The sequence below is a fragment of the Bradyrhizobium sp. PRIMUS42 genome, assembly GCF_023006515.1.
Taxonomy (GTDB): Bacteria; Pseudomonadota; Alphaproteobacteria; order Rhizobiales; family Xanthobacteraceae; genus Bradyrhizobium.
Map to the genome: position 1 here is coordinate 1 of NZ_JALBGZ010000028.1, position 25,413 is coordinate 25,413.

General features: G+C 63.1%; 29 protein-coding genes. All 29 read left to right on the plus strand.

The features are described 5' to 3' along the window. Positions 1–2,026 (plus strand): DNA-directed RNA polymerase subunit beta (gene rpoB / locus MOV75_RS05125; RefSeq protein WP_247005119.1); only part of this gene is annotated, 2,026 nt, incomplete at its 5' end. A gap of 128 nt (positions 2,027–2,154) precedes the next feature. After that, on the plus strand, positions 2,155–6,351 hold the full coding sequence (rpoC, locus tag MOV75_RS05130; protein ID WP_246916909.1) for a DNA-directed RNA polymerase subunit beta': 4,197 nt from the start codon (positions 2,155–2,157) through the stop codon (positions 6,349–6,351). Positions 6,352–6,544: 193 nt separating this feature from the next. Further along, entirely contained in the window at positions 6,545–8,605 is a 2,061-nt protein-coding gene (locus tag MOV75_RS05135) for an FAD-dependent oxidoreductase (protein ID WP_246916907.1), read from the plus strand. Positions 8,606–8,737: 132 nt separating this feature from the next. Further along, the gene (locus MOV75_RS05140) at positions 8,738–10,759 is read left to right on the plus strand and encodes an ABC transporter ATP-binding protein (protein WP_246916905.1); all 2,022 of its coding nucleotides are present in this window, start codon (positions 8,738–8,740) and stop codon (positions 10,757–10,759) included. An 888-nt stretch (positions 10,760–11,647) separates the two neighbouring features. Then, the gene (gene rpsL / locus MOV75_RS05145; RefSeq protein WP_007603006.1) at positions 11,648–12,019 is read left to right on the plus strand and encodes a 30S ribosomal protein S12; all 372 of its coding nucleotides are present in this window, start codon (positions 11,648–11,650) and stop codon (positions 12,017–12,019) included. Positions 12,020–12,034: 15 nt separating this feature from the next. Next, a complete protein-coding gene (gene rpsG, locus MOV75_RS05150) occupies positions 12,035–12,505 on the plus strand; it encodes a 30S ribosomal protein S7 (RefSeq protein ID WP_018322260.1) in 471 nt (156 codons plus the stop codon). A gap of 30 nt (positions 12,506–12,535) precedes the next feature. Next, positions 12,536–14,608: an elongation factor G gene (fusA, locus tag MOV75_RS05155; RefSeq protein ID WP_038950207.1), complete on the plus strand. Its 2,073-nt coding sequence runs from the start codon at positions 12,536–12,538 to the stop codon at positions 14,606–14,608. A 40-nt stretch (positions 14,609–14,648) separates the two neighbouring features. Continuing rightward, complete coding sequence (tuf, locus tag MOV75_RS05160) at positions 14,649–15,839, plus strand: elongation factor Tu (RefSeq protein ID WP_008136415.1); 1,191 nt, start codon at positions 14,649–14,651, stop codon at positions 15,837–15,839. Positions 15,840–15,922: 83 nt separating this feature from the next. After that, positions 15,923–16,231: a 30S ribosomal protein S10 gene (gene rpsJ, locus MOV75_RS05165; RefSeq protein ID WP_002712302.1), complete on the plus strand. Its 309-nt coding sequence runs from the start codon at positions 15,923–15,925 to the stop codon at positions 16,229–16,231. A gap of 52 nt (positions 16,232–16,283) precedes the next feature. Then, positions 16,284–17,000 carry a 50S ribosomal protein L3 gene (gene rplC / locus MOV75_RS05170; protein ID WP_246916903.1) on the plus strand — a complete coding sequence of 239 codons (717 nt, stop codon included), beginning with the start codon at positions 16,284–16,286 and terminating at the stop codon, positions 16,998–17,000. A gap of 1 nt (position 17,001) precedes the next feature. After that, positions 17,002–17,622, plus strand: coding sequence for a 50S ribosomal protein L4 (rplD, locus tag MOV75_RS05175; RefSeq protein WP_074116741.1), 621 nt, complete (start codon positions 17,002–17,004; stop codon positions 17,620–17,622). Continuing rightward, positions 17,619–17,921 (plus strand): 50S ribosomal protein L23, encoded by a 303-nt coding sequence (locus tag MOV75_RS05180; protein WP_194402791.1) that lies wholly within the window; start codon positions 17,619–17,621, stop codon positions 17,919–17,921. The genes rplD and MOV75_RS05180 overlap by 4 nt, the downstream gene beginning before the upstream one ends. A 12-nt stretch (positions 17,922–17,933) precedes the next feature. Continuing rightward, positions 17,934–18,767: a 50S ribosomal protein L2 gene (gene rplB / locus MOV75_RS05185; protein ID WP_246916898.1), complete on the plus strand. Its 834-nt coding sequence runs from the start codon at positions 17,934–17,936 to the stop codon at positions 18,765–18,767. Between the two features lie 12 nt (positions 18,768–18,779). Beyond that, positions 18,780–19,058 carry a 30S ribosomal protein S19 gene (gene rpsS / locus MOV75_RS05190; protein WP_008136357.1) on the plus strand — a complete coding sequence of 93 codons (279 nt, stop codon included), beginning with the start codon at positions 18,780–18,782 and terminating at the stop codon, positions 19,056–19,058. A 10-nt stretch (positions 19,059–19,068) separates the two neighbouring features. Beyond that, the gene (rplV, locus tag MOV75_RS05195) at positions 19,069–19,455 is read left to right on the plus strand and encodes a 50S ribosomal protein L22 (RefSeq protein ID WP_008136353.1); all 387 of its coding nucleotides are present in this window, start codon (positions 19,069–19,071) and stop codon (positions 19,453–19,455) included. A 17-nt stretch (positions 19,456–19,472) separates the two neighbouring features. Then, on the plus strand, positions 19,473–20,198 hold the full coding sequence (rpsC, locus tag MOV75_RS05200) for a 30S ribosomal protein S3 (protein WP_129268065.1): 726 nt from the start codon (positions 19,473–19,475) through the stop codon (positions 20,196–20,198). A 30-nt stretch (positions 20,199–20,228) separates the two neighbouring features. Continuing rightward, positions 20,229–20,642 (plus strand): 50S ribosomal protein L16, encoded by a 414-nt coding sequence (gene rplP / locus MOV75_RS05205; RefSeq protein ID WP_008136349.1) that lies wholly within the window; start codon positions 20,229–20,231, stop codon positions 20,640–20,642. Positions 20,643–20,647: 5 nt separating this feature from the next. After that, the gene (rpmC, locus tag MOV75_RS05210; protein ID WP_026202715.1) at positions 20,648–20,854 is read left to right on the plus strand and encodes a 50S ribosomal protein L29; all 207 of its coding nucleotides are present in this window, start codon (positions 20,648–20,650) and stop codon (positions 20,852–20,854) included. A gap of 13 nt (positions 20,855–20,867) precedes the next feature. Next, complete coding sequence (rpsQ, locus tag MOV75_RS05215) at positions 20,868–21,116, plus strand: 30S ribosomal protein S17 (protein WP_007603028.1); 249 nt, start codon at positions 20,868–20,870, stop codon at positions 21,114–21,116. Positions 21,117–21,199: 83 nt separating this feature from the next. Then, positions 21,200–21,568 carry a 50S ribosomal protein L14 gene (gene rplN, locus MOV75_RS05220; protein ID WP_007603030.1) on the plus strand — a complete coding sequence of 123 codons (369 nt, stop codon included), beginning with the start codon at positions 21,200–21,202 and terminating at the stop codon, positions 21,566–21,568. After that, positions 21,568–21,882 carry a 50S ribosomal protein L24 gene (gene rplX / locus MOV75_RS05225; protein WP_007603031.1) on the plus strand — a complete coding sequence of 105 codons (315 nt, stop codon included), beginning with the start codon at positions 21,568–21,570 and terminating at the stop codon, positions 21,880–21,882. The genes rplN and rplX overlap by 1 nt, the downstream gene beginning before the upstream one ends. Beyond that, the gene (gene rplE / locus MOV75_RS05230) at positions 21,875–22,432 is read left to right on the plus strand and encodes a 50S ribosomal protein L5 (protein ID WP_246916895.1); all 558 of its coding nucleotides are present in this window, start codon (positions 21,875–21,877) and stop codon (positions 22,430–22,432) included. Before rplX ends, rplE begins: the two co-directional genes overlap by 8 nt. A 46-nt stretch (positions 22,433–22,478) precedes the next feature. After that, entirely contained in the window at positions 22,479–22,784 is a 306-nt protein-coding gene (gene rpsN / locus MOV75_RS05235) for a 30S ribosomal protein S14 (RefSeq protein WP_246916892.1), read from the plus strand. Between the two features lie 14 nt (positions 22,785–22,798). Beyond that, positions 22,799–23,197, plus strand: coding sequence for a 30S ribosomal protein S8 (gene rpsH, locus MOV75_RS05240; protein WP_246916889.1), 399 nt, complete (start codon positions 22,799–22,801; stop codon positions 23,195–23,197). A gap of 16 nt (positions 23,198–23,213) precedes the next feature. Continuing rightward, a complete protein-coding gene (gene rplF / locus MOV75_RS05245) occupies positions 23,214–23,747 on the plus strand; it encodes a 50S ribosomal protein L6 (protein ID WP_246916886.1) in 534 nt (177 codons plus the stop codon). Positions 23,748–23,758: 11 nt separating this feature from the next. Then, a complete protein-coding gene (rplR, locus tag MOV75_RS05250; protein WP_007603036.1) occupies positions 23,759–24,121 on the plus strand; it encodes a 50S ribosomal protein L18 in 363 nt (120 codons plus the stop codon). Positions 24,122–24,165: 44 nt separating this feature from the next. Next, complete coding sequence (rpsE, locus tag MOV75_RS05255; RefSeq protein ID WP_025036985.1) at positions 24,166–24,759, plus strand: 30S ribosomal protein S5; 594 nt, start codon at positions 24,166–24,168, stop codon at positions 24,757–24,759. Positions 24,760–24,784: 25 nt separating this feature from the next. After that, entirely contained in the window at positions 24,785–24,991 is a 207-nt protein-coding gene (rpmD, locus tag MOV75_RS05260; protein WP_212248998.1) for a 50S ribosomal protein L30, read from the plus strand. Positions 24,992–25,066: 75 nt separating this feature from the next. Continuing rightward, on the plus strand, positions 25,067–25,413 hold a 347-nt coding region (gene rplO / locus MOV75_RS05265), incomplete at its 3' end, for a 50S ribosomal protein L15 (protein ID WP_247005121.1).

A 25,413-nucleotide genomic window follows, 5' to 3' on the forward strand; every position in this document is an offset into this window, starting at 1 on the left:
GGTGCCGCTGGTTCGCGCCGAGGCGCCGTTCGTCGGCACCGGCATGGAAGGCGTGGTTGCGCGTGACTCGGGTGCCGCGATTGCGGCGCGCCGTTCCGGCGTGATCGACCAGATCGACGCGACCCGCGTCGTCATCCGCGCCACGGAAGATCTCGATCCGACCAAGTCGGGCGTCGATATCTACCGGCTGATGAAGTACCAGCGCTCCAACCAGTCGACCTGCATCAACCAGCGTCCGCTGGTGAAGGTCGGCGACATCGTCAAGAAGGGCGACATCATCGCCGACGGTCCCTCGACCGATCTCGGTGAGCTCGCGCTGGGGCGGAACGTGCTCGTCGCGTTCATGCCGTGGAACGGCTACAACTTCGAAGACTCGATCCTGCTCTCCGAGCGGATCGTGAAGGAAGACGTGTTCACCTCAATTCATATCGAAGAATTCGAGGTGATGGCCCGTGACACCAAGCTCGGACCCGAGGAAATCACCCGCGACATTCCGAACGTCTCGGAAGAAGCGCTGAAGAACCTCGACGAAGCCGGTATCGTCTACATCGGTGCGGAAGTGCGGGCCGGCGACATCCTGGTCGGCAAGATCACGCCGAAGGGCGAGAGCCCGATGACGCCGGAAGAGAAGCTCCTGCGCGCCATCTTCGGCGAGAAGGCTTCCGACGTTCGCGATACCTCGCTGCGCGTTCCTCCGGGCGTGCAGGGCACGATCGTGGAAGTGCGCGTGTTCAACCGTCACGGCGTCGACAAGGACGAGCGTGCGCTGGCGATCGAGCGGGAAGAGATCGAGCGTCTGGCCAAGGACCGCGACGACGAGCAGGCGATTCTGGACCGCAACGTCTACAACCGTCTTGCCGAGCTGCTCGAGGGGCGTCAGGGCATTGCCGGTCCCAAGGGCTTCAAGAAGGACACCAAGATCACCCGTGCGGTGCTCGAGGAGTATCCGAAGTCGCAGTGGTGGCTGTTCGCTTCGCCGAACGACAAGCTGATGGCCGAGATCGAGGCCATGCGGAAGCAGTACGACGAGTCGAAGAAGGGGCTTGAACAGCGCTTCCTCGACAAGGTCGAAAAGCTGCAGCGCGGTGACGAATTGCCGCCCGGCGTGATGAAGATGGTCAAGGTCTTCGTCGCGGTGAAGCGCAAGATCCAGCCCGGCGACAAGATGGCCGGCCGCCACGGCAACAAGGGCGTGGTGTCGAAGATCGTGCCGATCGAGGACATGCCGTTCCTCGAAGACGGCACGCATGCCGACATCGTGCTCAATCCGCTGGGCGTGCCCTCGCGCATGAACGTCGGACAGATCCTCGAGACCCATCTCGGCTGGGCCTGCGCCGGCCTCGGCAAGCGTATCGGCCAGACGGTCGATGCCTATTTGTCGAAGCAGGACATCAAGCCGCTGAAGGAAACCTTGAAGAAGGTCTACGGCGAGGACGAGACGATCAAGTCGCTCAACGACAACGAACTGATCGAGCTCGGCCACAACTTGAGCCGCGGCGTGCCGATCGCGACGCCGGTGTTCGACGGCGCCAAGGAAGCCGACATCGAGGAGATGCTGAAGCTTGCCGGTCTGGACGCTTCGGGCCAGTCGACCGTCTATGACGGCCGCACCGGCGATCCGTTCGATCGCAAGGTGACGGTGGGCTACATCTACATGCTCAAGCTGCACCATCTGGTCGACGACAAGATCCACGCGCGTTCGATCGGTCCGTACTCGCTCGTCACCCAGCAGCCGCTGGGCGGCAAGGCGCAGTTCGGCGGCCAGCGCTTCGGCGAAATGGAGGTGTGGGCGCTCGAGGCTTACGGCGCGGCGTACACGCTCCAGGAGATGCTGACGGTGAAGTCGGACGACGTCGCCGGCCGCACCAAGGTGTACGAGGCGATTGTGCGCGGCGACGACACGTTCGAGGCCGGTATTCCGGAATCGTTCAACGTGCTGGTCAAGGAAATGCGCTCGCTCGGCCTCAACGTCGACCTGCACAACTCCAAGGTGGGACCGGCGCCGACGTCGGAAGCGGCCGAGTAATCGACCTGTTCATGCCCGGCCTTTACGGCCGGGCACCGGCGCCCCGCCCGAGGCCTTGAGGGCAGGGCGCCCCGCTAAGTGATTTTCGAATTTGCGGCCGGAGGCGACCGGCATGCGAGGAGAAGACGATGAACCAAGAAATTATGAATCTCTTCAACCCGACGACGCCGGCTCAGGTCTTCGACCAGATCCGGATCTCGATCGCGTCTCCAGAGAAGATTCTGTCCTGGTCGTACGGCGAGATCAAGAAGCCGGAGACCATCAACTACCGTACCTTCAAGCCCGAGCGCGACGGCCTGTTCTGCGCCCGCATCTTCGGGCCGATCAAGGATTACGAGTGCTTGTGCGGCAAGTACAAGCGCATGAAGTACAAGGGCATCATCTGCGAGAAGTGCTCGGTCGAGGTCACGCTGTCGCGCGTCCGGCGTGAGCGCATGGGCCATATCGAGCTCGCAGCCCCCGTCGCCCACATCTGGTTCCTGAAGTCGCTGCCCTCGCGCATCGGCCTCTTGCTGGACATGACGCTGAAGGATCTCGAGCGGATCCTCTATTTCGAATACTACGTCGTGCTCGAGCCGGGACTCACCGCGCTGAAGGACCGCCAGCTGCTGTCGGAAGACGAGTATCTGAAGGCGCAGGACGAGTACGGCCAGGATTCCTTCACCGCCATGATCGGCGCGGAAGCGATCCGCGAGCTGCTCAAGGGCATGGACCTCGAGAAGCTCGAATTGTCCTTGCGCGCGGAGATGCAGGAGACCGACTCCGATATCAAGCACAAGAAGCTGGCCAAGCGCCTGAAGATCGTGGAAGCGTTCCGCCACTCCGGCAACAAGCCGGAATGGATGATCATGACCGTGGTCCCGGTGATTCCGCCGGACCTGCGTCCGCTGGTGCCGCTCGACGGCGGCCGCTTCGCGACCTCCGACCTCAACGACCTCTACCGCCGCGTCATCAACCGCAACAACCGCTTGAAGCGGCTGATGGAGCTGCGTGCGCCCGACATCATCATCCGCAACGAGAAGCGCATGCTTCAGGAAGCGGTCGATGCGCTGTTCGACAACGGCCGCCGCGGCCGCGTCATCACGGGCGCCAACAAGCGCCCGCTGAAGTCGCTCGCCGACATGCTCAAGGGCAAGCAGGGCCGCTTCCGCCAGAACCTGCTCGGCAAGCGCGTAGACTATTCGGGCCGTTCGGTGATCGTGGTCGGTCCCGAGCTGCGCCTGCATCAGTGCGGCCTGCCGAAGAAGATGGCGCTCGAGCTGTTCAAGCCGTTCATCTATTCCCGGCTTGACGCCAAGGGCCTGTCCACCACCGTGAAGCAGGCGAAGAAGCTGGTCGAGAAGGAGCGGCCCGAGGTCTGGGACATCCTGGACGAGGTCATCCGCGAGCATCCGGTGCTGCTGAACCGCGCGCCGACGCTGCATCGTCTCGGCATCCAGGCGTTCGAGCCGGTGCTGATCGAGGGCAAGGCGATCCAGCTTCACCCGCTGGTCTGCTCCGCGTTCAACGCCGACTTCGACGGCGACCAGATGGCCGTGCACGTCCCGCTGTCGCTCGAAGCGCAGCTGGAAGCGCGCGTCCTGATGATGTCGACCAACAACATCCTGCATCCCGCCAACGGTCAGCCGATCATCGTGCCGTCGCAGGACATCGTGCTCGGCCTCTACTACGTCTCGATCATGCGCGAAGGCCTGCCCGGCGAGGGCAAGGTGTTCGGCGAGATGGCTGAGCTCGAGCACGCGCTGCATGCGAAGGTCATCCACCTCCACACCAAGATCAAGTACCGGTGGGAAGGCATCGACGAGACCGGCAAGATCTCCAAGCGCTGGATCGAGACCACCGCCGGCCGCGTCATGCTCGGCAATCTGCTGCCGAAGAACCCGCGCGTCCCGTACGAGATCATCAACAAGCTGATGACCAAGCGCGAGATCTCGGGCGTCATCGACCAAGTCTACCGCCACTGCGGTCAGAAGGAGACGGTGATCTTCTGCGACCGCATCATGGCGCTCGGCTTCTACAACGCGTTCAAGGCCGGCATCTCGTTCGGCAAGGACGACATGGTCGTACCGCACTCCAAGTGGAAGATCGTCGACACCACCCGTACGCTGGCGAAGGATTTCGAGCAGCAGTACAACGACGGTCTGATCACCCATGGCGAGAAGTACAACAAGGTCGTCGACGCCTGGTCGAAGGCCACGGAAGAAATCGCCAAGGCGATGATGAAGGAGATCTCCTCCACCAAGAAGACGGCGAGTGGAGCGGATGCCGACATCAACTCGATCTACATGATGGCTCACTCCGGTGCCCGCGGTTCGCCGGCCCAGATGCGCCAGCTCGCCGGCATGCGCGGCCTGATGGCCAAGCCGTCGGGTGAGATCATCGAGACGCCGATCATCTCGAACTTCAAGGAGGGCCTCTCGGTTCTCGAGTACTTCAACTCGACCCATGGCGCCCGCAAGGGTCTCGCGGACACCGCGTTGAAGACCGCGAACTCGGGCTACCTGACCCGTCGTCTGGTCGACGTGGCGCAAGACTGCATCATCACGCAGAGCGATTGCGGCACCAAGCTCGGCATCAAGATGCGTGCCATCGTCGATGCCGGCACCGTGGTTGCTTCGCTCGGTTCGCGCATCCTCGGACGCACGGCCTGCGAAGACATCCGTGACAGCTCGGGCAAGGTGATCATCAAGCGCGATACGCTGATGGAAGAAAGCCATCTGGACGCCATCCAGCAGGGTGGTGTGCAGGAGGTGAAGATCCGCTCGGCGCTGACCTGCGAACTCGTCAACGGCATCTGCGGCAAGTGCTACGGCCGCGACCTCGCCCGCGGCACGCCGGTCAACCACGGCGAAGCGGTCGGCGTCATCGCGGCGCAGTCGATCGGTGAGCCGGGCACCCAGCTCACCATGCGCACCTTCCACATCGGTGGTGCGGCGCAGCTGAACGAGCAGTCGTTCGTCGAAGCCAACTTCGACGGCAAGATCGTGATCAGGAACAAGGCCATCGCCCGCAACAGCGAAGGTCACCTGGTCGCAATGGTGCGCAACATGGTGGTGGCGATCGTCGATGCCGACGGCACCGAGCGTGCGACGCACCGCGTCCAGTACGGTTCGCGCCTGCACATCGACGAAGGCGACATGGTCAAGCGTGGCCAGCGCATCGTCGAGTGGGACCCGTACACCCGTCCGCTTCTCACCGAAGTGGAAGGCACCATCGGCTTCGAGGACCTGATCGAGGGTCTGTCGATCTCGGAAACGCTCGACGAAGCCACCGGCATCGCCAAGCGCGTGGTCATCGACTGGCGCTCGACGCGTGGCGGCGCGGACCTGCGTCCCGCCATCGTGGTCAAGGGCAAGGACGGCAAGGTGCTCAAGCTCGCCCGCGGCGGCGATGCCCGCTACATGCTGTCGGTCGACGGCATTCTGTCGGTCGACATCGGAGCCAAGGTCCAGGCGGGTGACATTCTCGCCCGTGTCTCGACCGAAAGCGCCAAGACGCGTGACATCACCGGCGGTCTGCCGCGGGTGGCGGAACTGTTCGAGGCACGGCGTCCGAAGGACGCGGCGATCATCGCCGAAATCTCGGGCACCATCCGGTTTGGGCGCGACTACAAGAACAAGCGTCGCATCTCGATCGAGCCGATGGACAAGACCGACGAGGCGCGTGAGTACCTGATCCCGAAGGGCAAGCACATCCACCTTCAGGACGGCGACGTCGTCGAAAAGGGCGATTTCATCGTGGAAGGCAACCCGGCGCCGCACGACATTCTTGCGGTCAAGGGCATCGAGGAACTCGCGGCCTATCTGGTCAACGAGATCCAGGAGGTCTACCGGCTTCAGGGCGTGCTCATCAACGACAAGCACATCGAGGTGATTGTCCGTCAGATGCTCCAGAAGGTGGAAGTCACCGACCAGGGCGACACGGACATGATCTCCGGCGAGCAGGTCGACAAGATCGAGTTCGACGCGCTGAACGAGAAGGCCAAGGAAGAGGGCAAGAAGATCGCCACGGGTACGCCGGTTCTGCTCGGCATCACCAAGGCGAGCCTCCAGACCCGCTCGTTCTTCTCGGCGGCCTCGTTCCAGGAGACCACCCGCGTCCTCACGGAAGCGGCGGTCAACGGCAAGGTCGATCCGCTCGAAGGCCTCAAGGAGAACGTCATCGTCGGCCGGCTGATCCCGGCGGGCACCGGCGCTTCCATGGCCAAGATCCGCGAAGTCGCCGTGAAGCGCGACAATATGATCCTGGACGAGCGCGAGAAGCAGGCGGCCGTCGTGTCGCCCGCGCCGGAAGCCGAGCTTCCTGCGCTGCCGCCCGCGGAATGATGGTTCATCCGTAGGAATACCGAGGACAATGAAAAGGCCGGCGCAAGCCGGCCTTTTTGCTGCTTTCATTGCCTGCTGCGATGCGGGATCAACCTTTGTTCATCTTTCCTTCAGGCGCAAAAGCGCTTCTGCTAGGAGAGTTTAGACCGGTGGATCCCGTGACGGGGGCAGGGCCGGAGACCACGGAACTCACATGCTTGATCTCGCAATCGTAGGCGGCGGCCCCGGTGGGCTGATGAGTGCCTGGTATCTGAAGCGCAAGCTTGGCGATCTCTGTCGTGTCACCATCTACGAGGCCTCCGACCGGCTCGGCGGCAAGATCGTCACGCGCAAGTTCGATTCCGCACCTGCGATGTACGAGGCCGGCGTCGCCGAGATCTACGACTACTCGATGACGGGGCCCGATCCGCTGCGCGAGCTGATTCAGCATTTCGGGCTGCAGACCATTCCGATGGATGCCGAGCAGGTCCAGTTCGGCGGCGAGCTGCTGCGCGACGTGCCCGACATGCGCCGCAAATACGGCGCCAAGACCGCGGCCGCGATCGAAGCGTTCCGCAAACGTTGTGCCGAGGTGATGTCGCCGGTCGAATATTACGAGGGCGTCGGCGCGCACGACAACGAGAATCCCTGGGCCTTCAAGACCGCCGAGCAGGTGCTCGACGAGGAGGTCGAGGACGAAACCGCAAAGCGTTTCTTCAAGGTGATGGCGCGCTCCGATATCGCGACCGAGAGCCACAACACCAACGGCCTCAACGCGCTCAAGAACTACCTGATGGATGTCGACGGCTATATTGGCCTGTATTCCATCCAGAACGGCAATGAGCAGTTGATCGAGTGCCTCCAGTCGGAGGTCAACGCCGACATCCAGCTCAATCACCGCGTGCTCACCGTGGGCAAGGCGCCGACCGGCCGCTACCAGCTCAAGATGATGAATGGCAAGGGACCGGAGACCCGCGACTTCGATCTCGTGCTGGTCTGCCTGCCGCATTCCTGGCTCGCCACCATGGGGTGGGAAGGCGAGCAGCTGCGCAAATCGATGGTCAAGCACGTCTCCTATTTCGACCGTCCCGCACATTACCTGCGCGTCTCGATCCTGTTCGACACGCCATTCTGGGGCGAGAAGATTTCCGGCGCCTGGTTCATGTCGGAAGCCTTCGGCGGCTGCTGCGTCTACAACGAAGGCGCGCGCCACGACGTCGGCAAGCACGGCGTGTTGAACTGGCTGATTCCCGGCTCCGACGCGCTGGCCTTTGCCAATCTGTCGGACCAGGAGCTGATCGATGCCGCGCTCAAGTCGCTGCCGGCTTCGCTCGGCGATGCGCGTTCGCATTTCATGGAAGGCAAGATCCACCGCTGGCTGTCGTCCGTGAACGCTATACCGGGCGGCCTGCCCGTGCGCGACGTCATGACCAATCACCGGCCGGAGCCGAAGGAGCATCCGGGCATCGTGGTGGTCGGCGACTATCTGTTCGACTCGACGCTGAACGGCCTGCTCGACTCCTCGGACGCGGCGACCGACATCATCCTGACCGAGATGATGCGCCTGCGCCGCCAGCGCGCGCAGGATGGCGAGCCGGTCTCCGACAAGATCGACCGCGGCTATTTCGAGGATTATCGTGGCCTCGGTCCCTATCACGAGGCATGGCGCCACTTCACCGACGCCGATTATCTCACCAGGCTGCTCGGCATCGTCTGGGGCAAGACCAAGGGCGCCAAGCTGCTCGTCGCGGGCTCGGCCAGCGGTGAGCTGGTCGGCGCGCTGCGCGAGCGCGGCATCGATGCCTTCGGCATCGAGAACAACCGTGCCATCCACGGCAGGACGCCGAAGGCGCTGAAGAAATACAACAAGCTCGGCTCTATCACCGACATGCCGTTCAAGGACGGCGCGTTCGACTTCGTGTTCGAGACCAGCCTTTGCCACGTTTCCCCGAAGCAGGTGGTCCGCGCGATCAAGGAGCTGAACCGCGTGGTCAAGACCGGCCTCGTGTTCGGCTCGATCACCTCGGACATGGCTCCGGCTCTGATTGACCGCTACGACCTCCTGCGCGGGGTCAAGAAGCTCGGGACCTGGTGGGAATGGTCCGAGCTGTTCTTCGGCAACGGTTTCGACCTCTCGATGCACCGCAAGGATTGCACCGATGCGCTCTGGGAGGCGACGCTCGCCGCCAACAAGGGGCCGGGGCAGTGGTACGCCGACGCCGACAGCTTGCGATATTCCTTCTTCGACAAGGTCGGGGACGAGGACGACGATTAGGCGCTTGGAGCGAGCGCCTTCGCCAATTGTTTTGCCGAATTCATCTTGATCGCATAGAATCGGTGCAATAGCGGTTACCGCTATCTCCTGCTTTCTCTGCGGTCATGCCGGCCGTCAGCATCGGTTGGTTTCATGGCGTCCAAGCCCCTCCCGCCCGACAAACAGAAGCTCGCCGCCGAAGAGGCGGCCGAGCTCGACGACAAGCTCGCCGCTTCTGCCAAGCCGGACCTCGAAGACGACGAGGACGAGGCAGATGACGAGCTGGAGCTTGATGACGACGATGAGGACGAGGACCTCGTCGTCTTTACCGCACGCGAGGCTGCGGGCGCGCTCGCCACCATCGTCGGGTTCGTCAAACCCCATCTGACCAACTACAAGCGGATGCTGTCATTCGTGGCGTTTGGCGTCTTCGTCGAGACGCTGTTCAACGTCATCATGCCTCTCAGCCTCAAGTTCCTGATCGACGATGCGCTCGGCGAGGAGGACTTCCAGGCGCTGTACAAGATCCTCGGCGTGCTCGCCGTCGCCGGCATCTTCACCTCGATCGTCGCCGTCTGGTACGAGCGCTGGGATGCGCGGCTGGCTGCCTGTATCATCTCCGACGTCCGCAAGCGCCTGTTCGAGCACGTGCAGGACCTGCCGGCGGCCTATTTCGGCCGCACCAAGCGCGGCGAGATTTTATCGCGCTTCTCGGTCGACCTCTCGGCCTTCGAAGGCTCGGTGAAGACTTTCGCCAACAGTGCCGCGCTGCCGTTTCTGGAATTGATCGCCGGCATCGTCCTGATGGTGTTCTTGAACTGGCAGCTCGCCGCCGTTGCGCTGCTCGTGTTCCCAATCACGCTGATCGGCCCGCGGATCCTGACGCCCAAGGCGGTGCAGGCCAATTACGAGCAGAAGCTCAACGAGAGCGCGCTGCTCGGCATGGTGCAGGAGAACGTGGCGGCGCAAGCCGTGATCAAGGCATTCAGCCTGCAGCGCAAGATGTTCGGGTTCTTCACCTTCCGCAACGACGAGACGCGCAACAAGATTGCCTCGGCCGCGTTCCTGTCCACCATGGTGGAGCGGACGGTGACCATCTCGGTGCTGATGCTGCACCTGGTCGTGCTGGCCATCGGCGCGTACCTGGCGACCAAGGGCCAGATCACCATCGGCACCTTCGTCACATTCGAGAGCGCGTTCTGGGAGGTCTCCTACAACATCGCCCATGTGATGCATTTCATCCCGGTGTCGATCTCCTCGGCCGCCGCGATCCGCCACATCCAGGAGTTGCTGGACCAGCCGACCCGCAGCGCTGATCGCCCTGGCGCGCCCGACCTGCCGCGCATCACCAACGACATCACCTTCGATCACGTCACCTTCCAGTACGAGGGCAGTCAGACGCCGGTGCTGGATAATCTCAGTCTCAAGCTCAATGCGGGCAAGCGCATCGCGATCGTCGGCCCGAGCGGCTCCGGCAAGAGCACGTTGCTCAACCTGATCCTGCGGCTCTACGTGCCCAACGAGGGGCGCGTCACCATCGACGGCGTCGACGTCCGCAAGGTGACGCTGGATTCCCTGCGCCGGAGCATGGCGGTGGTGTTCCAGGAGAACATGCTGTTCAACATGTCGATTCGCGAGAACATCCGGCTCGGCAAGGAAGGCGCGAGTGACGAGGAGGTGGAGGACGCCGCCAAGAAGGCCGAGATTCATCGCTACATCATGAGCCTGCCGCAGCGATACGACACGCCGGTCGGCGAGCGCGGCGATACCCTGTCGGGCGGCCAGCGCCAGCGCATCGCGATCGCGCGCGCGATCATTCGCAACCCCTCGGTGCTGCTGCTGGACGAGGCGACCTCGGCGCTGGACCAGACCACGGAAGCTGCAATCAACCGGACGCTGCTCAAGGTCGCCAAGGGCCGCACCATGATCTGGTCGACCCACCGGCTGACCTCGGTGGTCGAGATGGACGAAATCATCGTGATTTCCGCGGGCAGGGCGATCGAACGCGGCTCGCATGCCCAGCTGCTCGCCAAGAACGGCACCTATCGCAAGCTGTGGAACGACCAGATCCACCAGCCGCATGGCGCGGCGGCTCACGCCGACGACGGCAGAGACGATGACGATGAAGACGACCGCGAGGATGATGAGGACGAGGACGGCGACGGGGAGGGGTGAGTCGGGCCGCACCGATTCTGTGATTCCGGTCATCGGCATTCGCGGGGGCGCATGGACCGATGAACTCCTCGATTCGAGAGCTCGGCCGGATACCTCTCAGAGTGAATCGGTCGGGACCCGATGTCACGGACGTTGGTCGCGCCGGCGACCTTTCGCCCATTTTTTGGTAACGTTCCCGATGCCGATTGCTGTCGAAGGGAAGAGATTAACGCTCATTAACGCTTGAAGAGCCCAAAAAACCTTCGCGGATCGTTATAAAGTTACATTTCGCCCGGATATAAATGTTCGTCGAGCTGGCGAAATGGGTGCTGCGCTCCCATATCCGGGTGACGCGGCGAGGGTGGCAAACAGCGATTTTGACAGGCTCCTGAGCGCCTTGTGACTGTCGTTTCGCCTTGACTTGACCGACTCTCACTTATAGAAAGCGCCTCACTTAACGACAGGCGGTGAGCATCGCCAGCGTCGGAACGGGCCACCCGTTAGATCCCCAAGAACTAGATCCCACAAGGACTAGATCAGCAGGGGTCGCGCAAGACGGGCACCAACCTCGACGAATGCCGCTCAAACGCTGTCGATCATAGCTAGGCAATGCCAGTGCGATTTTAGTTCTCTTGAGCACGTTCTCTAGAGATCGAATTCGGATGCATGACCTCAGTGCGCGGGCCGCGGCTTTACGCTGACCGGCCTCAAGACTGCGGTCCTCTGTGGCGTCGAAGCGCTTTCCGCCCGTTGATGGGGCGGTTGGCGCGATTTCGCTTTGTGCGGATTGTTCCGCCGAAGGCGACCTCGTCGGGCGGGTGGCTCGAAAGAATTTGCGGTCCCGGCAACGGGCTGCGGCAAGACAGCGGATCCGGAAGGATCTGCAACAGAACAAAGGGTAAGGCCAGGATGCCGACGATCAACCAGCTGATCGCTCAACCGCGTGAAGTGCAGAAGTCGCGCAAGAAGGTGCCGGCGCTGCAGCAGTCGCCGCAGAAGCGTGGTGTTTGCACCCGCGTCTACACCACGACCCCGAAGAAGCCGAACTCGGCGCTTCGTAAGGTCGCCAAGGTGCGCCTGACCAACGGCTTCGAGGTGATCGGCTACATCCCCGGTGAGGGCCATAACCTCCAGGAGCACTCGGTGGTCATGATCCGCGGCGGTCGCGTCAAGGACTTGCCCGGCGTGCGCTATCACATCCTCCGCGGCGTTCTGGATACCCAGGGCGTCAAGAACCGTAAGCAGCGTCGTTCGAAGTACGGCGCGAAGCGTCCGAAGTAAGCGGGAACCAGGTCCATGTCTCGTCGCCACTCAGCGGAAAAGCGCGAAGTTCTCCCCGATCCGAAGTTCGGGAACATCATCGTCACGAAGTTCATGAATTCGGTGATGTACGCCGGCAAGAAGTCGGTCGCCGAAGGCATCGTCTACGGTGCGTTCGGTATCATCGAAACCAAGACCAAGCAGAACCCGCTCGGCGTGTTCGAGCAGGCACTCGAGAACGTCATGCCGACGATCGAAGTGCGCTCCCGCCGCGTCGGCGGCGCGACCTACCAGGTCCCGGTCGAGGTTCGTTCGACCCGCCGTCAGGCGCTGGGCATCCGCTGGCTGATCTCCGCTGCTCGCGATCGCAACGAGAAGACCATGACCGAGCGGCTGTCGGCCGAACTGCTGGACGCGTCGAACAACCGTGGCAACGCCGTCAAGAAGCGCGAAGACGTGCACCGGATGGCGGAAGCCAACCGCGCCTTCTCGCACTATCGCTGGTAACGGCGAAACACGGAATCTAAGGAACACCCAATGCCCCGCGTTCATGCCATAGAGAATTACCGCAACTTCGGTATCATGGCGCATATCGATGCCGGCAAGACGACGACGACCGAGCGCATCCTCTATTACACCGGCAAGAGCCACAAGATCGGCGAAGTGCACGAAGGTGCCGCGACGATGGACTGGATGGAGCAGGAGCAGGAGCGTGGCATCACGATCACTTCGGCTGCGACCACCGCGTTCTGGGCCGGCAAGCGTCTGAACATCATCGACACCCCCGGCCACGTCGACTTCACCATCGAAGTCGAGCGTTCGCTGCGCGTGCTCGACGGCGCCGTCTGCGTGCTCGACTCCAACCAGGGCGTCGAGCCCCAGACCGAGACCGTCTGGCGCCAGGGCGACAAGTACAAGGTTCCGCGCATCGTCTTCGCCAACAAGATGGACAAGACCGGCGCCGACTTCTTCAAGTGCCTGGCCGACATCGTCGACCGCCTCGGCGCCAAGCCGATCGCGATCCAGCTTCCGATCGGCGCCGAGAACAACTTCAAGGGTCTCGTCGACCTCGTGAAGATGCAGGGCATCATCTGGAACGATGAATCGCTCGGCGCGAAGTTCGACTATGTCGACATTCCCGAGGATCTCGTCGAGCAGGCCAAGGAATATCGCGAGAAGATGGTGGAAGCCGCCGTCGAGCTCGACGACGACGCCATGGCCGCCTATCTCGACGGCAAGGAGCCGGACGAAGAGACGCTGAAGCGGCTGATCCGCAAGGCGGTCCTGACCGGCGCGTTCTATCCCGTGCTGTGCGGCTCGGCCTTCAAGAACAAGGGCGTGCAGCCGCTGCTCGACGCCGTCGTCGACTATCTGCCGTCGCCGATCGACGTGCCCGCGATCAAGGGCACCGACGACCGCGGCAACGAGGTCGTGCGCAAGGCGGACGACAAGGAGCCGCTCGCGCTGCTCGCGTTCAAGATCATGGACGACCCGTTCGTCGGCACCATCACCTTCTGCCGCATCTACTCCGGCGTTCTGCAGAGCGGCACCGGCGTCGTGAACTCGACCCGCGAGAAGAAGGAGCGCATCGGGCGCATGCTCTTGATGCATGCGAACAACCGCGAAGACATCAAGGAAGCCTATGCCGGCGACATCGTCGCGCTGGCCGGCCTGAAGGAAGCGCGCACCGGTGACACGCTGTGCGATCCCGACAAGCAGGTGATCCTGGAGAAGATGGAATTCCCCGAGCCGGTCATCGAGATCGCGATCGAGCCGAAGTCCAAGGCCGACCAGGAAAAGCTGGGCGTGGCGCTGGCCAAGCTCGCTGCGGAAGATCCGTCCTTCCGCGTGTCGACCGACCAGGAGTCCGGCCAGACCATCCTGAAGGGCATGGGCGAGCTCCATCTCGACATCAAGGTCGACATCCTCAGGCGCACCTACAAGGTCGACGCCAACATCGGCGCGCCGCAGGTTGCGTTCCGTGAGCGCGTCACCAAGAAGGCCGAGGTCAAGTACACCCACAAGAAGCAGACCGGCGGTACCGGTCAGTTCGCGGAAGTGTCGATCGTGGTCGAGCCGAACGAGCCCGGCAAGGGCTACGAGTTCGAGTCCAAGATCGTCGGTGGTGCGGTTCCGAAGGAATACATCCCCGGCGTCGAAAAGGGCCTCAACAGCGTGATGAGCTCTGGCGTGGTCGCGGGCTTCCCCGTGGTCGACGTCAAGGTTCAGCTCGTCGACGGCAAGTATCACGACGTCGACTCGTCGGCGCTCGCCTTCGAAATCGCATCGCGCGCGGCATTCCGCGAAGCCTTGCAGAAGGGCAAGTCCGTCCTGCTCGAGCCGATCATGAAGGTCGAAGTGGTGACCCCGGAAGACTACACCGGCTCGGTCATCGGCGACCTGAATTCCCGGCGCGGTCAGATCCAGGGGCAGGACATGCGCGGCAACGCCAACGTCATCAACGCGATGGTGCCGCTCATGAACATGTTCGGTTACGTGAATAACCTGCGCTCGATGAGCCAGGGTCGCGCAACCTTCACCATGCAGTTCGACCACTACGCAGAAGCGCCGGCCAACGTGTCGGCAGAAGTCCAGAAGAAGTTTGCCTGATTGTCGTCGGTCACGAACTGACGATTGAACGGAGAGTCAAATGGCCAAAGCAAAGTTTGAACGTAACAAGCCGCACTGCAACATCGGCACCATCGGTCACGTCGACCATGGCAAGACGTCGCTGACCGCGGCGATCACCAAGGTTCTCGCCGAAGCCGGCGGTGCAACGTTCACCGCGTACGACCAGATCGACAAGGCGCCGGAAGAGAAGGCGCGCGGCATCACGATCTCGACCGCACACGTCGAGTACGAGACGCCGAACCGCCACTACGCCCACGTCGACTGCCCCGGCCACGCCGACTACGTGAAGAACATGATCACCGGCGCCGCCCAGATGGACGGTGCGATCCTGGTCGTGTCGGCTGCTGACGGCCCGATGCCGCAGACGCGCGAGCACATTCTGCTCGCCCGCCAGGTCGGCGTGCCCGCGCTGGTCGTGTTCCTGAACAAGTGCGACATGGTCGACGATCCGGAACTGCTTGAGCTCGTCGAGCTCGAAGTTCGCGAACTGCTCTCGAAGTACGACTTCCCGGGCGACAAGATCCCGATCATCAAGGGTTCGGCGCTCGCCGCTCTCGAAGACTCCGACAAGAAGCTCGGTCACGACGCCATTCTCGAGCTGATGAAGAACGTCGACGAGTACATCCCGCAGCCGGAGCGTCCGATCGACCAGCCGTTCCTGATGCCGGTTGAAGACGTGTTCTCGATCTCGGGCCGCGGCACCGTGGTGACCGGCCGTGTCGAGCGCGGCATCGTCAAGGTCGGCGAGGAAATCGAGATCGTCGGTCTCCGTGCGACCCAGAAGACGACCGTCACCGGCGTCGAAATGTTCCGCAAGCTGCTCGATCAGGGCCAGGCCGGCGACAACATCGGTGCGCTGCTCCGCGGCACCAAGCGCGAAGACGTCGAGCGCGGCCAGGTGCTGTGCAAGCCGGGTTCGGTCAAGCCGCACACCAAGTTCAAGGCTGAGGCTTACATCCTCACCAAGGAAGAGGGCGGCCGCCACACCCCGTTCTTCACCAACTACCGTCCGCAGTTCTACTTCCGCACCACCGACGTGACCGGTGTCGTGCATCTGCCGGAAGGCACCGAGATGGTGATGCCGGGCGACAACATCGCGATGGAAGTGCACCTGATCGTGCCGATCGCGATGGAAGAGAAGCTCCGTTTCGCGATCCGCGAAGGTGGCCGCACCGTCGGCGCCGGCGTCGTCGCCTCGATCATCGAGTAACAAGCGAATAGGGAATGGGGAGTGGCGAATAGGGAATTCTATTCGCTACTCGCTACTCGCCACTCACTAGAGAAAGCACGGCAATGAACGGCCAAAACATTCGTATCCGTCTCAAGGCGTTCGACCATCGTATCCTCGATACGTCGACCCGCGAGATCGTGAACACGGCGAAGCGCACCGGCGCGCAGGTCCGCGGACCCATTCCGCTGCCCACCCGCATCGAGAAGTTCACCGTCAACCGTTCGCCCCACGTCGACAAGAAGAGCCGCGAGCAGTTCGAGATGCGCACTCACAAGCGCCTGCTCGACATCGTCGATCCGACCCCGCAGACCGTCGATGCTTTGATGAAGCTCGACCTGGCCGCCGGTGTCGACGTCGAGATCAAGCTCTAAGATTTTTGGATCCCGTTCGCGCAAGCGGACAGAAAGAACAGGAAGCAAGCCGATGCGCTCCGGAGTGATCGCACAAAAGGTCGGGATGACGCGGGTCTTTACAGAGGCCGGCGAACATATCCCCGTGACCGTGCTGAAGCTCGGCAATTGCCAGGTCGTAGGCCACCGCACCGAAGAGAAGAACGGTTACGTCGCGCTCCAGCTTGGTTCTGGCAGCCGCAAGACCGTTTACATGCCCAAGGCGGAGCGCGGCCAGTTCGCGGTCGCCAAGGTCGAGCCGAAGCGGCAGGTCGAGGAATTCCGAGTCTCCGCGGATCAGATGATCCCGGTCGGCGCCGAGATCCTTGCCGACCACTTCGTCGTTGGCCAGTTCGTCGACGTCACCGGCACTTCGGTCGGTAAGGGCTTCGCCGGCGGTATGAAGCGCTGGAACTTCGGCGGTCTGCGCGCCACCCACGGCGTCTCGGTCTCGCACCGCTCGATCGGTTCGACCGGTGGCCGTCAGGACCCCGGCAAGACCTGGAAGAACAAGAAGATGCCCGGCCATATGGGTGTCGACCGCATCACCACGCTCAACCTTCGCGTCGTTCAGCTCGATGTCGAGCGTGGCCTGATCCTCGTCGAAGGCGCCGTTCCCGGCTCCAAGGGCGGCTGGATTCGCGTGCGCGACGCCGTCAAGAAGCCGCTGCCGAAGGAAGCTCCGAAGCCCGGCAAGTTCAAGGTTGCGGGTGGCGAAGCCGAGGCTGCGGCCCAGCAGGAGGGTGCGTGAGATGGAATTGAAGGTCACCACCCTCGAAGGTAAGGAAGCCGGCTCGGTCCAGCTGTCCGACACCATTTTCGGCCTCGAGCCGCGCCAGGACATCATTGCACGTTGTGTGCAGTGGCAGCTCAACAAGCGCCAGGCCGGCACGCACAAGGCCAAGGGCCGCGCCGAGATCTGGCGCACCGGCAAGAAGATGTACAAGCAGAAGGGCACCGGCGGTGCTCGTCACGGCTCGGCCCGCGTGCCGCAGTTCCGCGGCGGCGGCCGTGCCTTCGGTCCGGTGGTGCGTTCGCACGCCACCGACCTGCCGAAGAAGGTCCGCGCGCTCGCGCTGAAGCATGCGCTCTCGGCCAAGGCCAAGGACGGCGATCTCGTCGTGATCGACAAGGCCGCGCTGGAAGCCGCCAAGACCAAGGCGCTGCTCGGTCACTTCTCGGGGCTCGGCCTGACCAACGCGCTGATCATCGACGGCGCCGAGCTCAACAATGGCTTCGCCGCTGCGGCTCGCAACATCCCGAACATGGACGTGCTGCCGATCCAGGGCATCAACGTCTACGACATCCTGCGCCGTCAGAAGCTCGTTCTGACCAAGGCCGCCATCGATGCGCTGGAGGCGCGCTTCAAATGACGAAGAACATCGAGGCTCGCCACTACGACGTGATCGTGTCGCCGGTCGTGACCGAAAAGGCGACGATCGCATCCGAGCACAACAAGGTGCTGTTCAAGGTGGCCGCCAAGGCGACCAAGCCGCAGATCAAGGAAGCGATCGAGAAGCTGTTCGACGTCAAGGTCAAGAGCGTCAATACGCTGGTCCGCAAGGGCAAGACCAAGATCTTCCGCGGCAATCTCGGCTCGCAGTCGAACACCAAGCGCGCGATCGTGACCCTCGAAGAGGGCCACCGGATCGACGTAACCACCGGTCTGTAAGGTCGTACGACGATGGCACTGAAGACATTCAATCCTACGACGCCGGGCCAGCGCCAGCTGGTCATGGTCGATCGTTCGGCCCTCTACAAGGGCAAGCCGGTCAAGGCGCTCACCGAGGGCAAGCACTCCTCGGGCGGCCGCAACAACACCGGTCGCATCACCGTGCGCTTCCGCGGCGGCGGTCACAAGCAGACGCTGCGCACCGTGGATTTCAAGCGCGAGAAGATCGACGTCCCCGCGACGGTCGAGCGTCTCGAGTATGATCCGAACCGCACCGGCTTCATCGCGCTGATCAAGTATCAGGACGGCGAGCTGGCCTACATCCTGGCGCCGCAGCGCTTGGCCGTGGGCGACACCATCATCGCCGGCAACTATGTCGACGTGAAGCCGGGCAACGTCATGCCGCTCGGCAACATGCCGGTCGGCACGATCATCCACAACATCGAGGTCAAGATCGGGAAGGGCGGCCAGCTCGCCCGTTCCGCGGGCACCTATGCCCAGCTCGTCGGCCGCGACCAGGACTACGTGATCATCCGCCTGAACTCGGGCGAGCAGCGCCTGGTGCACGGCCGTTGCCGCGGCACGATCGGCGCGGTGTCGAACCCGGATCACATGAACACCTCGATCGGCAAGGCCGGCCGTAACCGTTGGCTGGGCCGCAAGCCGCATAACCGCGGTGTCTCGATGAACCCGATCGACCATCCGCACGGCGGTGGTGAAGGTCGTACCTCGGGCGGTCGCCACCCGGTCACCCCGTGGGGCAAGCCGACCAAGGGCAAGAAGACCCGCACCAACAAGTCGACCAACAAATTCATTCTCCTAAGCCGCCACAAGCGGAAGAAGTAAGGAACGCCGGACATGGTTCGTTCAGTCTGGAAAGGCCCGTTCGTCGAGGGTTCTCTGCTCAAGAAGGCAGATGCTGCCCGCGCGTCCGGCCGTCACGACGTCATCAAGATCTGGAGCCGTCGCTCGACGATCCTGCCGCAGTTCGTCGGCCTGACCTTCGGCGTCTACAACGGTCAGAAGCACGTGCCGGTGGCCGTCAACGAGGAAATGGTCGGTCACAAGTTCGGCGAGTTTTCGCCGACCCGGACCTTCCATGGCCACTCCGGCGACAAGAAAGCCAAGAAGGCTTGAGGATTAAACGATGAGCAAACCTAAGCGCGAACGGAGCCTCGCCGAGAACGAGGCCAAGGCGGTCGCCCGGATGCTGCGGGTGAGCCCGCAGAAGCTCAACCTGGTCGCCCAGCTCATTCGCGGCCGGAAGGCAGCTGCTGCGCTCGCCGATCTGCAGTTTTCGCGCAAGCGGATCGCGGTGGACGTGAAGAAGTGCCTGGAATCGGCTATCGCCAATGCCGAGAACAACCACGACCTCGACGTCGACGATCTCGTCGTGGCGCAGGCCTTCGTCGGCAACGGCCTCGTGATGAAGCGCTTTGCCGCTCGCGGCCGTGGCCGCTCGGGCCGTGTCTACAAACCATTTTCGCAGCTGACGATCATCGTTCGTCAGGTCGAAGCTGAAGCCGCCGCTTAAGGGCGCAGGAGAACACGATGGGTCAAAAGATCAATCCGATCGGTCTGCGTCTCGGCATCAACCGCACCTGGGATTCCCGCTGGTTCGCCGGCAAGCAGGAATACGGCAAGCTGCTGCACGAGGACGTCAAGATCCGTGAGATCCTGCACAAGGAGCTCAAGCAGGCGGCCGTCGCCCGCATCGTGATCGAGCGTCCGCACAAGAAGTGCCGCGTCACCATCCACTCGGCCCGTCCGGGCGTGGTGATCGGCAAGAAAGGCGCAGACATCGACAAGCTGCGCAAGAAGGTCGCGGACATCACCTCGTCCGACGTCGTCATCAACATCGTCGAAATCCGCAAGCCGGAGCTCGATGCGACGTTGGTGGCCGAGTCGATCGCGCAGCAGCTGGAGCGCCGCGTGGCGTTCCGCCGCGCCATGAAGCGCGCCGTGCAGTCGGCGATGCGTCTCGGCGCGGAAGGCATCCGCATCAACTGCTCGGGTCGTCTGGGCGGTGCGGAAATCGCGCGCATGGAGTGGTACCGCGAAGGTCGCGTGCCGCTGCACACGCTGCGCGCCGACATCGACTACGGCGTTGCGACCGCGTTCACGACCTTCGGCACCTGCGGCGTCAAGGTCTGGATCTTCAAGGGCGAGATCCTCGAACACGATCCGATGGCCCAGGACAAGAGAATGGCCGAAGGCGAGACCAGCGGTGGTGGTGATCGCGGTGGCCGTGGGCGCCGTGACAACGCTGCGGCCTGATCCGCACTGAGAATTTGAGGGCTTAAAGCCATGATGCAACCTAAGAAGACGAAGTTCCGGAAGGCGCATAAGGGCCGTATCCACGGCGTTGCGTCGTCGGGCGCGACGTTGGCGTTCGGCCAGTTCGGCCTGAAGGCGACCGAGCCTGAGCGCGTCACCGCGCGCCAGATCGAAGCCGCTCGCCGCGCGCTGACCCGCCACATGAAGCGTGCCGGCCGCGTCTGGATCCGCGTATTCCCGGACGTTCCGGTGTCGAAGAAACCGGCCGAAGTCCGCATGGGCTCCGGCAAGGGTTCGCCGGAATTGTGGGTCGCGCGCGTCAAGCCGGGCCGGGTGCTGTTCGAGATCGACGGCGTCAACACCCAGACGGCGCGTGAGGCGCTGACCCTGGCGGCCGCCAAGCTGCCGATCAAGACGCGCTTCGTCGAGCGCATTGCGGAGTAATGGCCATGGCCCAGATGAAGATCGAAGACATCCGCGCGATGAGCCCCGACCAGCAGGACGACGCCGTCCTGAACCTGAAGAAGGAGCGCTTCAACCTGCGCTTCCAGCGCGCCACCGGGCAGCTCGAGAATACCTCGCGCCTGCGCGAGGCCCGTCGTGACATCGCCCGGATCAAGACCGTCGCCGCGCAGACGCGCGCGAAGAAGAAGTAAGAGGCTTACGAAGATGCCGAAACGTACTTTGCAGGGCGTGGTCGTCAGCGACAAGCAAGCCAAGACCATCGTGGTGCGCGTCGATCGCCGCTTCACGCACCCGATCTACAAGAAGACGATCCGCCGTTCGAAGAACTACCACGCGCACGACGAGAGCAACGAGTTCAAGCCGGGCGACATGGTGTGGATCGAGGAATCGAAGCCGATTTCGAAGTTGAAGCGCTGGGTCGTGATCCGGGGCGAACACAAGAAAAGCGCCTGATCTGTTGGCTTTAGCCGACTGACTTCAGGGAAATGTTGAGCGCCGGCTGGGCTGGCGCAAAGAGAAGAGGACGAGGTGCATCAATGATTCAGATGCAGACCAACCTCGACGTGGCCGACAATTCTGGCGCACGCCGTGTCATGTGTATCAAGGTGCTCGGGGGCTCCAAGCGCCGCTACGCCACGATCGGCGACATCATCGTCGTTTCGATCAAGGAAGCAATTCCGCGTGGCAAGGTGAAGAAGGGCGACGTGATGAAGGCCGTCGTGGTGCGCGTCCGCAAGGACATCCGCCGCGCCGACGGTTCGGTCATCCGCTTCGACCGCAACGCCGCCGTCCTGATCAACAACCAGTCCGAGCCGGTCGGCACCCGTATCTTCGGGCCCGTGCCGCGCGAGCTGCGCGCGAAGAACCACATGAAGATCATCTCGCTCGCGCCGGAGGTGCTGTGATGGCTGCGAAGATCCGCAAGGGCGACAAGGTCGTCGTGCTGACCGGCCGCGACAAGGGCCGCACCGGCGAAGTGTTCGAAGTGCGTCCCGACGCCGGCACGGCGCTCGTGCGCGGCATCAACATGGTCAAGCGTCACCAGAAGCAGACGCAGGCCCAGGAGGGCGGCATCATCTCGAAGGAGTCGCCGATCCAACTGTCCAACATCGCGTATGTCGGCAAGGATGGAAAGCCGACCCGCGTCGGATTCAAGATTCTGGCGGACGGCAAGAAGGTCCGCATCGCCAAGAGCTCGGGAGCTGAGATCGATGGCTGAGGCCGCTTACACGCCGCGCCTGCGCGCGGAATACGATGCGAAGATCCGCACGGCGATGACCGAGAAGTTCGGTTATGAGAACGTCATGCAGGTTCCGCGCCTGGACAAGGTCGTGCTGAACATGGGCGTTGGCGATTCCGTCAACGACCGCAAGAAGGCCGAGACCGCTGCCGCCGAGCTGACCCAGATCGCCGGCCAGAAGGCGATCGTGACCTATTCGCGTATCGCGATTGCGACCTTCAAGCTGCGCGAGAACCAGCCGATCGGCTGCAAGGTCACGCTGCGCAAGTCCCACATGTACGAGTTCATCGATCGCCTGGTGACGGTCGCGCTGCCGCGCGTCCGCGACTTCCGCGGCCTGAACCCGAAGAGCTTCGACGGCCGCGGCAACTACTCGCTCGGCATCAAGGAGCACATCATTTTCCCCGAGATCGACTTCGACAAGGTCACGGAAGCCCGCGGCATGGACATCACCGTCTGCACCACGGCCAAGACCGACGACGAGGCGAGGGCCTTGTTGACCGCTTTCAATTTCCCGTTCCGGCAGTGAGACGCTGACCTAAAGCCTCTCAAACGCGGATACCCAGGAGCCAAGCATGGCAAAGAAGAGTTCAATCGAGAAGAACAACCGGCGCAAGCGGATGGTGAAGAACGCCGCCCCGAAGCGCGAGCGGTTGAAGGCGATCATCGCCGACAAGAAGCTGCCGATGGAGGAGCGGTTCGCCGCCACCCTGAAGCTCGCGGAAATGCCGCGCAATTCGTCGGCGACCCGCATCCGCCTGCGTTGCGAGCTGTCGGGCCGCCCGCGCTCGAACTACCGCAAGAACAAGCTGTCCCGTATCGCGCTGCGCGAACTTGGCTCCAAGGGCATGGTCCCGGGCCTCGTGAAGTCCAGCTGGTAAGGAGGGTCGTTTAGATGTCTACGCACGATCCAATCAGCGATCTGATCACCCGTATCCGCAACGCGCAGATGCGCTCCAAGAACAAGGTCTCCACGCCTGGTTCGAAGATGCGCGAGAACGTGCTCGAAGTCCTCAAGTCCGAGGGCTACATCCGCGGTTACGCCACGCTCGAGCATTCCTCGGGCCGCAGCGAGATCGAGATCGAGCTGAAGTATTTCGACGGCGAGCCCGTCATCCGCGAGATCGAACGTGTCTCCAAGCCCGGGCGTCGTGTCTACGCCTCGGTGAAGAACCTGCCGCGGGTCAACAACGGGCTCGGCATTTCGGTGTTGTCGACGCCGAAGGGGATCATGGCCGACCACAGCGCGCGTGACGCGAATGTGGGCGGTGAAGTCCTCTTCACGGTGTTCTGAGAAGGATTTTTGATCCATGTCACGAGTTGGCAAAAGGCCTGTTCCGGTTCCGTCGGGAGTGACCGCGACCGTTGATGGGCAGACCGTCAAGATGAAGGGCCCGAAGGGCCAGCTTCAGTTCGTCGTCCATGACGACGTCGAGGTGAAGCTCGAGAACGGCCAGGTGAAGGTGAACCCGCGGGTCGAGACCAACCGCGCGCGCGCGCTGTACGGTACCGCTCGCGCCCAGGTCGCGAATCTGGTCGAAGGCGTCACCAAGGGCTTCGAGAAGAAGCTTGAGATCACCGGCGTCGGTTACCGCGCCGCGATGCAGGGCAAGAACCTGCAGCTCGCGCTCGGCTACAGCCACGACGTGGTCTACACGATCCCCGAGGGGATCACGATCACCGTGCCGAAGCCGACCGAGATCACGGTGACAGGCAGCGACATCCAGCGTGTCGGCCAGGTCGCGGCCGAGATCCGCAGCTATCGCCCGCCGGAGCCCTACAAGGGCAAGGGCGTGAAGTATGTTGGCGAATTCATCTTCCGCAAGGAAGGCAAGAAGAAGTAACGGAGCCGGTCATGTCCAAAGCCAAGGTTACCAATGCCCGGCGCAAGCGGAGTGTGCGGCTGAAGCTGCGCCGCTCCGGCGGTGGTCGTCCGCGTCTGTCGGTGTTCCGCTCGTCCAAGCACATCTACGCCCAGGTCATCGACGACCTGAAGGGCGAGACGCTGGCCTCGGCCTCGTCGCTCGAGAAGTCGATGCGCGACGGCGGGAAGACCGGTGCCGACATCGATGCGGCGAAGGCGGTCGGCAAGCTGCTGGCCGAGCGCGCCGCCGAGAAGGGCGTCAAGGAAGTCGTTTTCGATCGCGGCAGCTACCTCTATCACGGGCGCGTCAAGGCTCTGGCCGACGCGGCGCGTGAGAGCGGGCTGAGCTTCTAACGGAATTTGAGGATTGAGGCGTAAGCCTCTGAAGGATTGGAAAAATGGCAGAACGCGAACAGCGTGGTGGACGCGATCAACGCGGCGGCGGACGTGAACGCAGGGAGCGCGAGGAGCGCGACAGCGAGTTCGTCGACAAGCTCGTCCACATCAACCGCGTGGCCAAGGTCGTCAAGGGCGGCAAGCGCTTCGGTTTCGCAGCGCTGGTCGTGATCGGCGATCAGAAGGGCCGCGCCGGCTTCGGTCACGGCAAGGCGCGCGAAGTGCCCGAGGCGATCCGCAAGGCAACCGAATCCGCCAAGCGTAACCTGACCCGCGTGTCGCTGCGCGAGGGCCGCACCCTCCATCACGACATCGCTGGCCGTCATGGCGCGGGCCGCGTCTACCTGCGTGCAGCTCCGGCCGGTACCGGGATCATCGCCGGCGGTCCGATGCGCGCCGTGTTCGAGACGCTCGGCGTCCAGGACGTGGTGGCGAAGTCGATCGGCTCGTCGAACCCGTACAACATGGTGCGCGCGACCTTCGACGCGCTGAAGCATCAGGATTCGCCGCGCTCGGTCGCTGCCCGCCGCAACATCAAGGTGTCCACCCTCCAGTCTCGCCGTATCGGCGGCGACGCCGAGGCGGCTGCCGACTAACGGAAGCTTTTCGGAGTAGACTCCCATGGCCAAGAGTGCCGTTACGACCGCAAAGACGATCAAGCTCGAGCAGACCGGCAGCGCGATCCGCCGCCATCACTCGCAGCGCTCGACGCTGATCGGGCTCAAGCTCAACAAGATCGGCCGCACCAGCGAACTGCCGGATACCCCGGCGGTCCGCGGCATGATCGAGAAGGTTCACCATCTCGTCCGCATCGTCGACGAGAAGTAAGCAAAGGCGCATGATCCCGAAGAGCGGGCACCGTTTTTCGGCGAAGATCGTGCGCAAGACACAAGGAGAAGGGCGATGAAGCTCAGCGATATCGCCGACAACGCCGGCTCGCGCAAGAAGCGTATGCGCGTCGGCCGCGGCATCGGTTCGGGCAAGGGCAAGCAGTCCGGCCGCGGCGGCAAGGGCCAGACCGCCCGTTCGGGCGTGCGCATCAAGGGTTTCGAAGGCGGTCAGATGCCGATGCATCGCCGTCTGCCCAAGCGCGGCTTCAACAACATCTTCCGCGTCGAGTTCGCCGAGATCAATCTCGACCGGCTCCAGGAAGCGGTCGATGCCAAGAAGATCGACGCCGGCAGCGTCGTGAACGTCGAGGCCCTGGTGAAGGGCGGCGTGCTGCGCCGCGCCAAGGGCGGCCTGCGGCT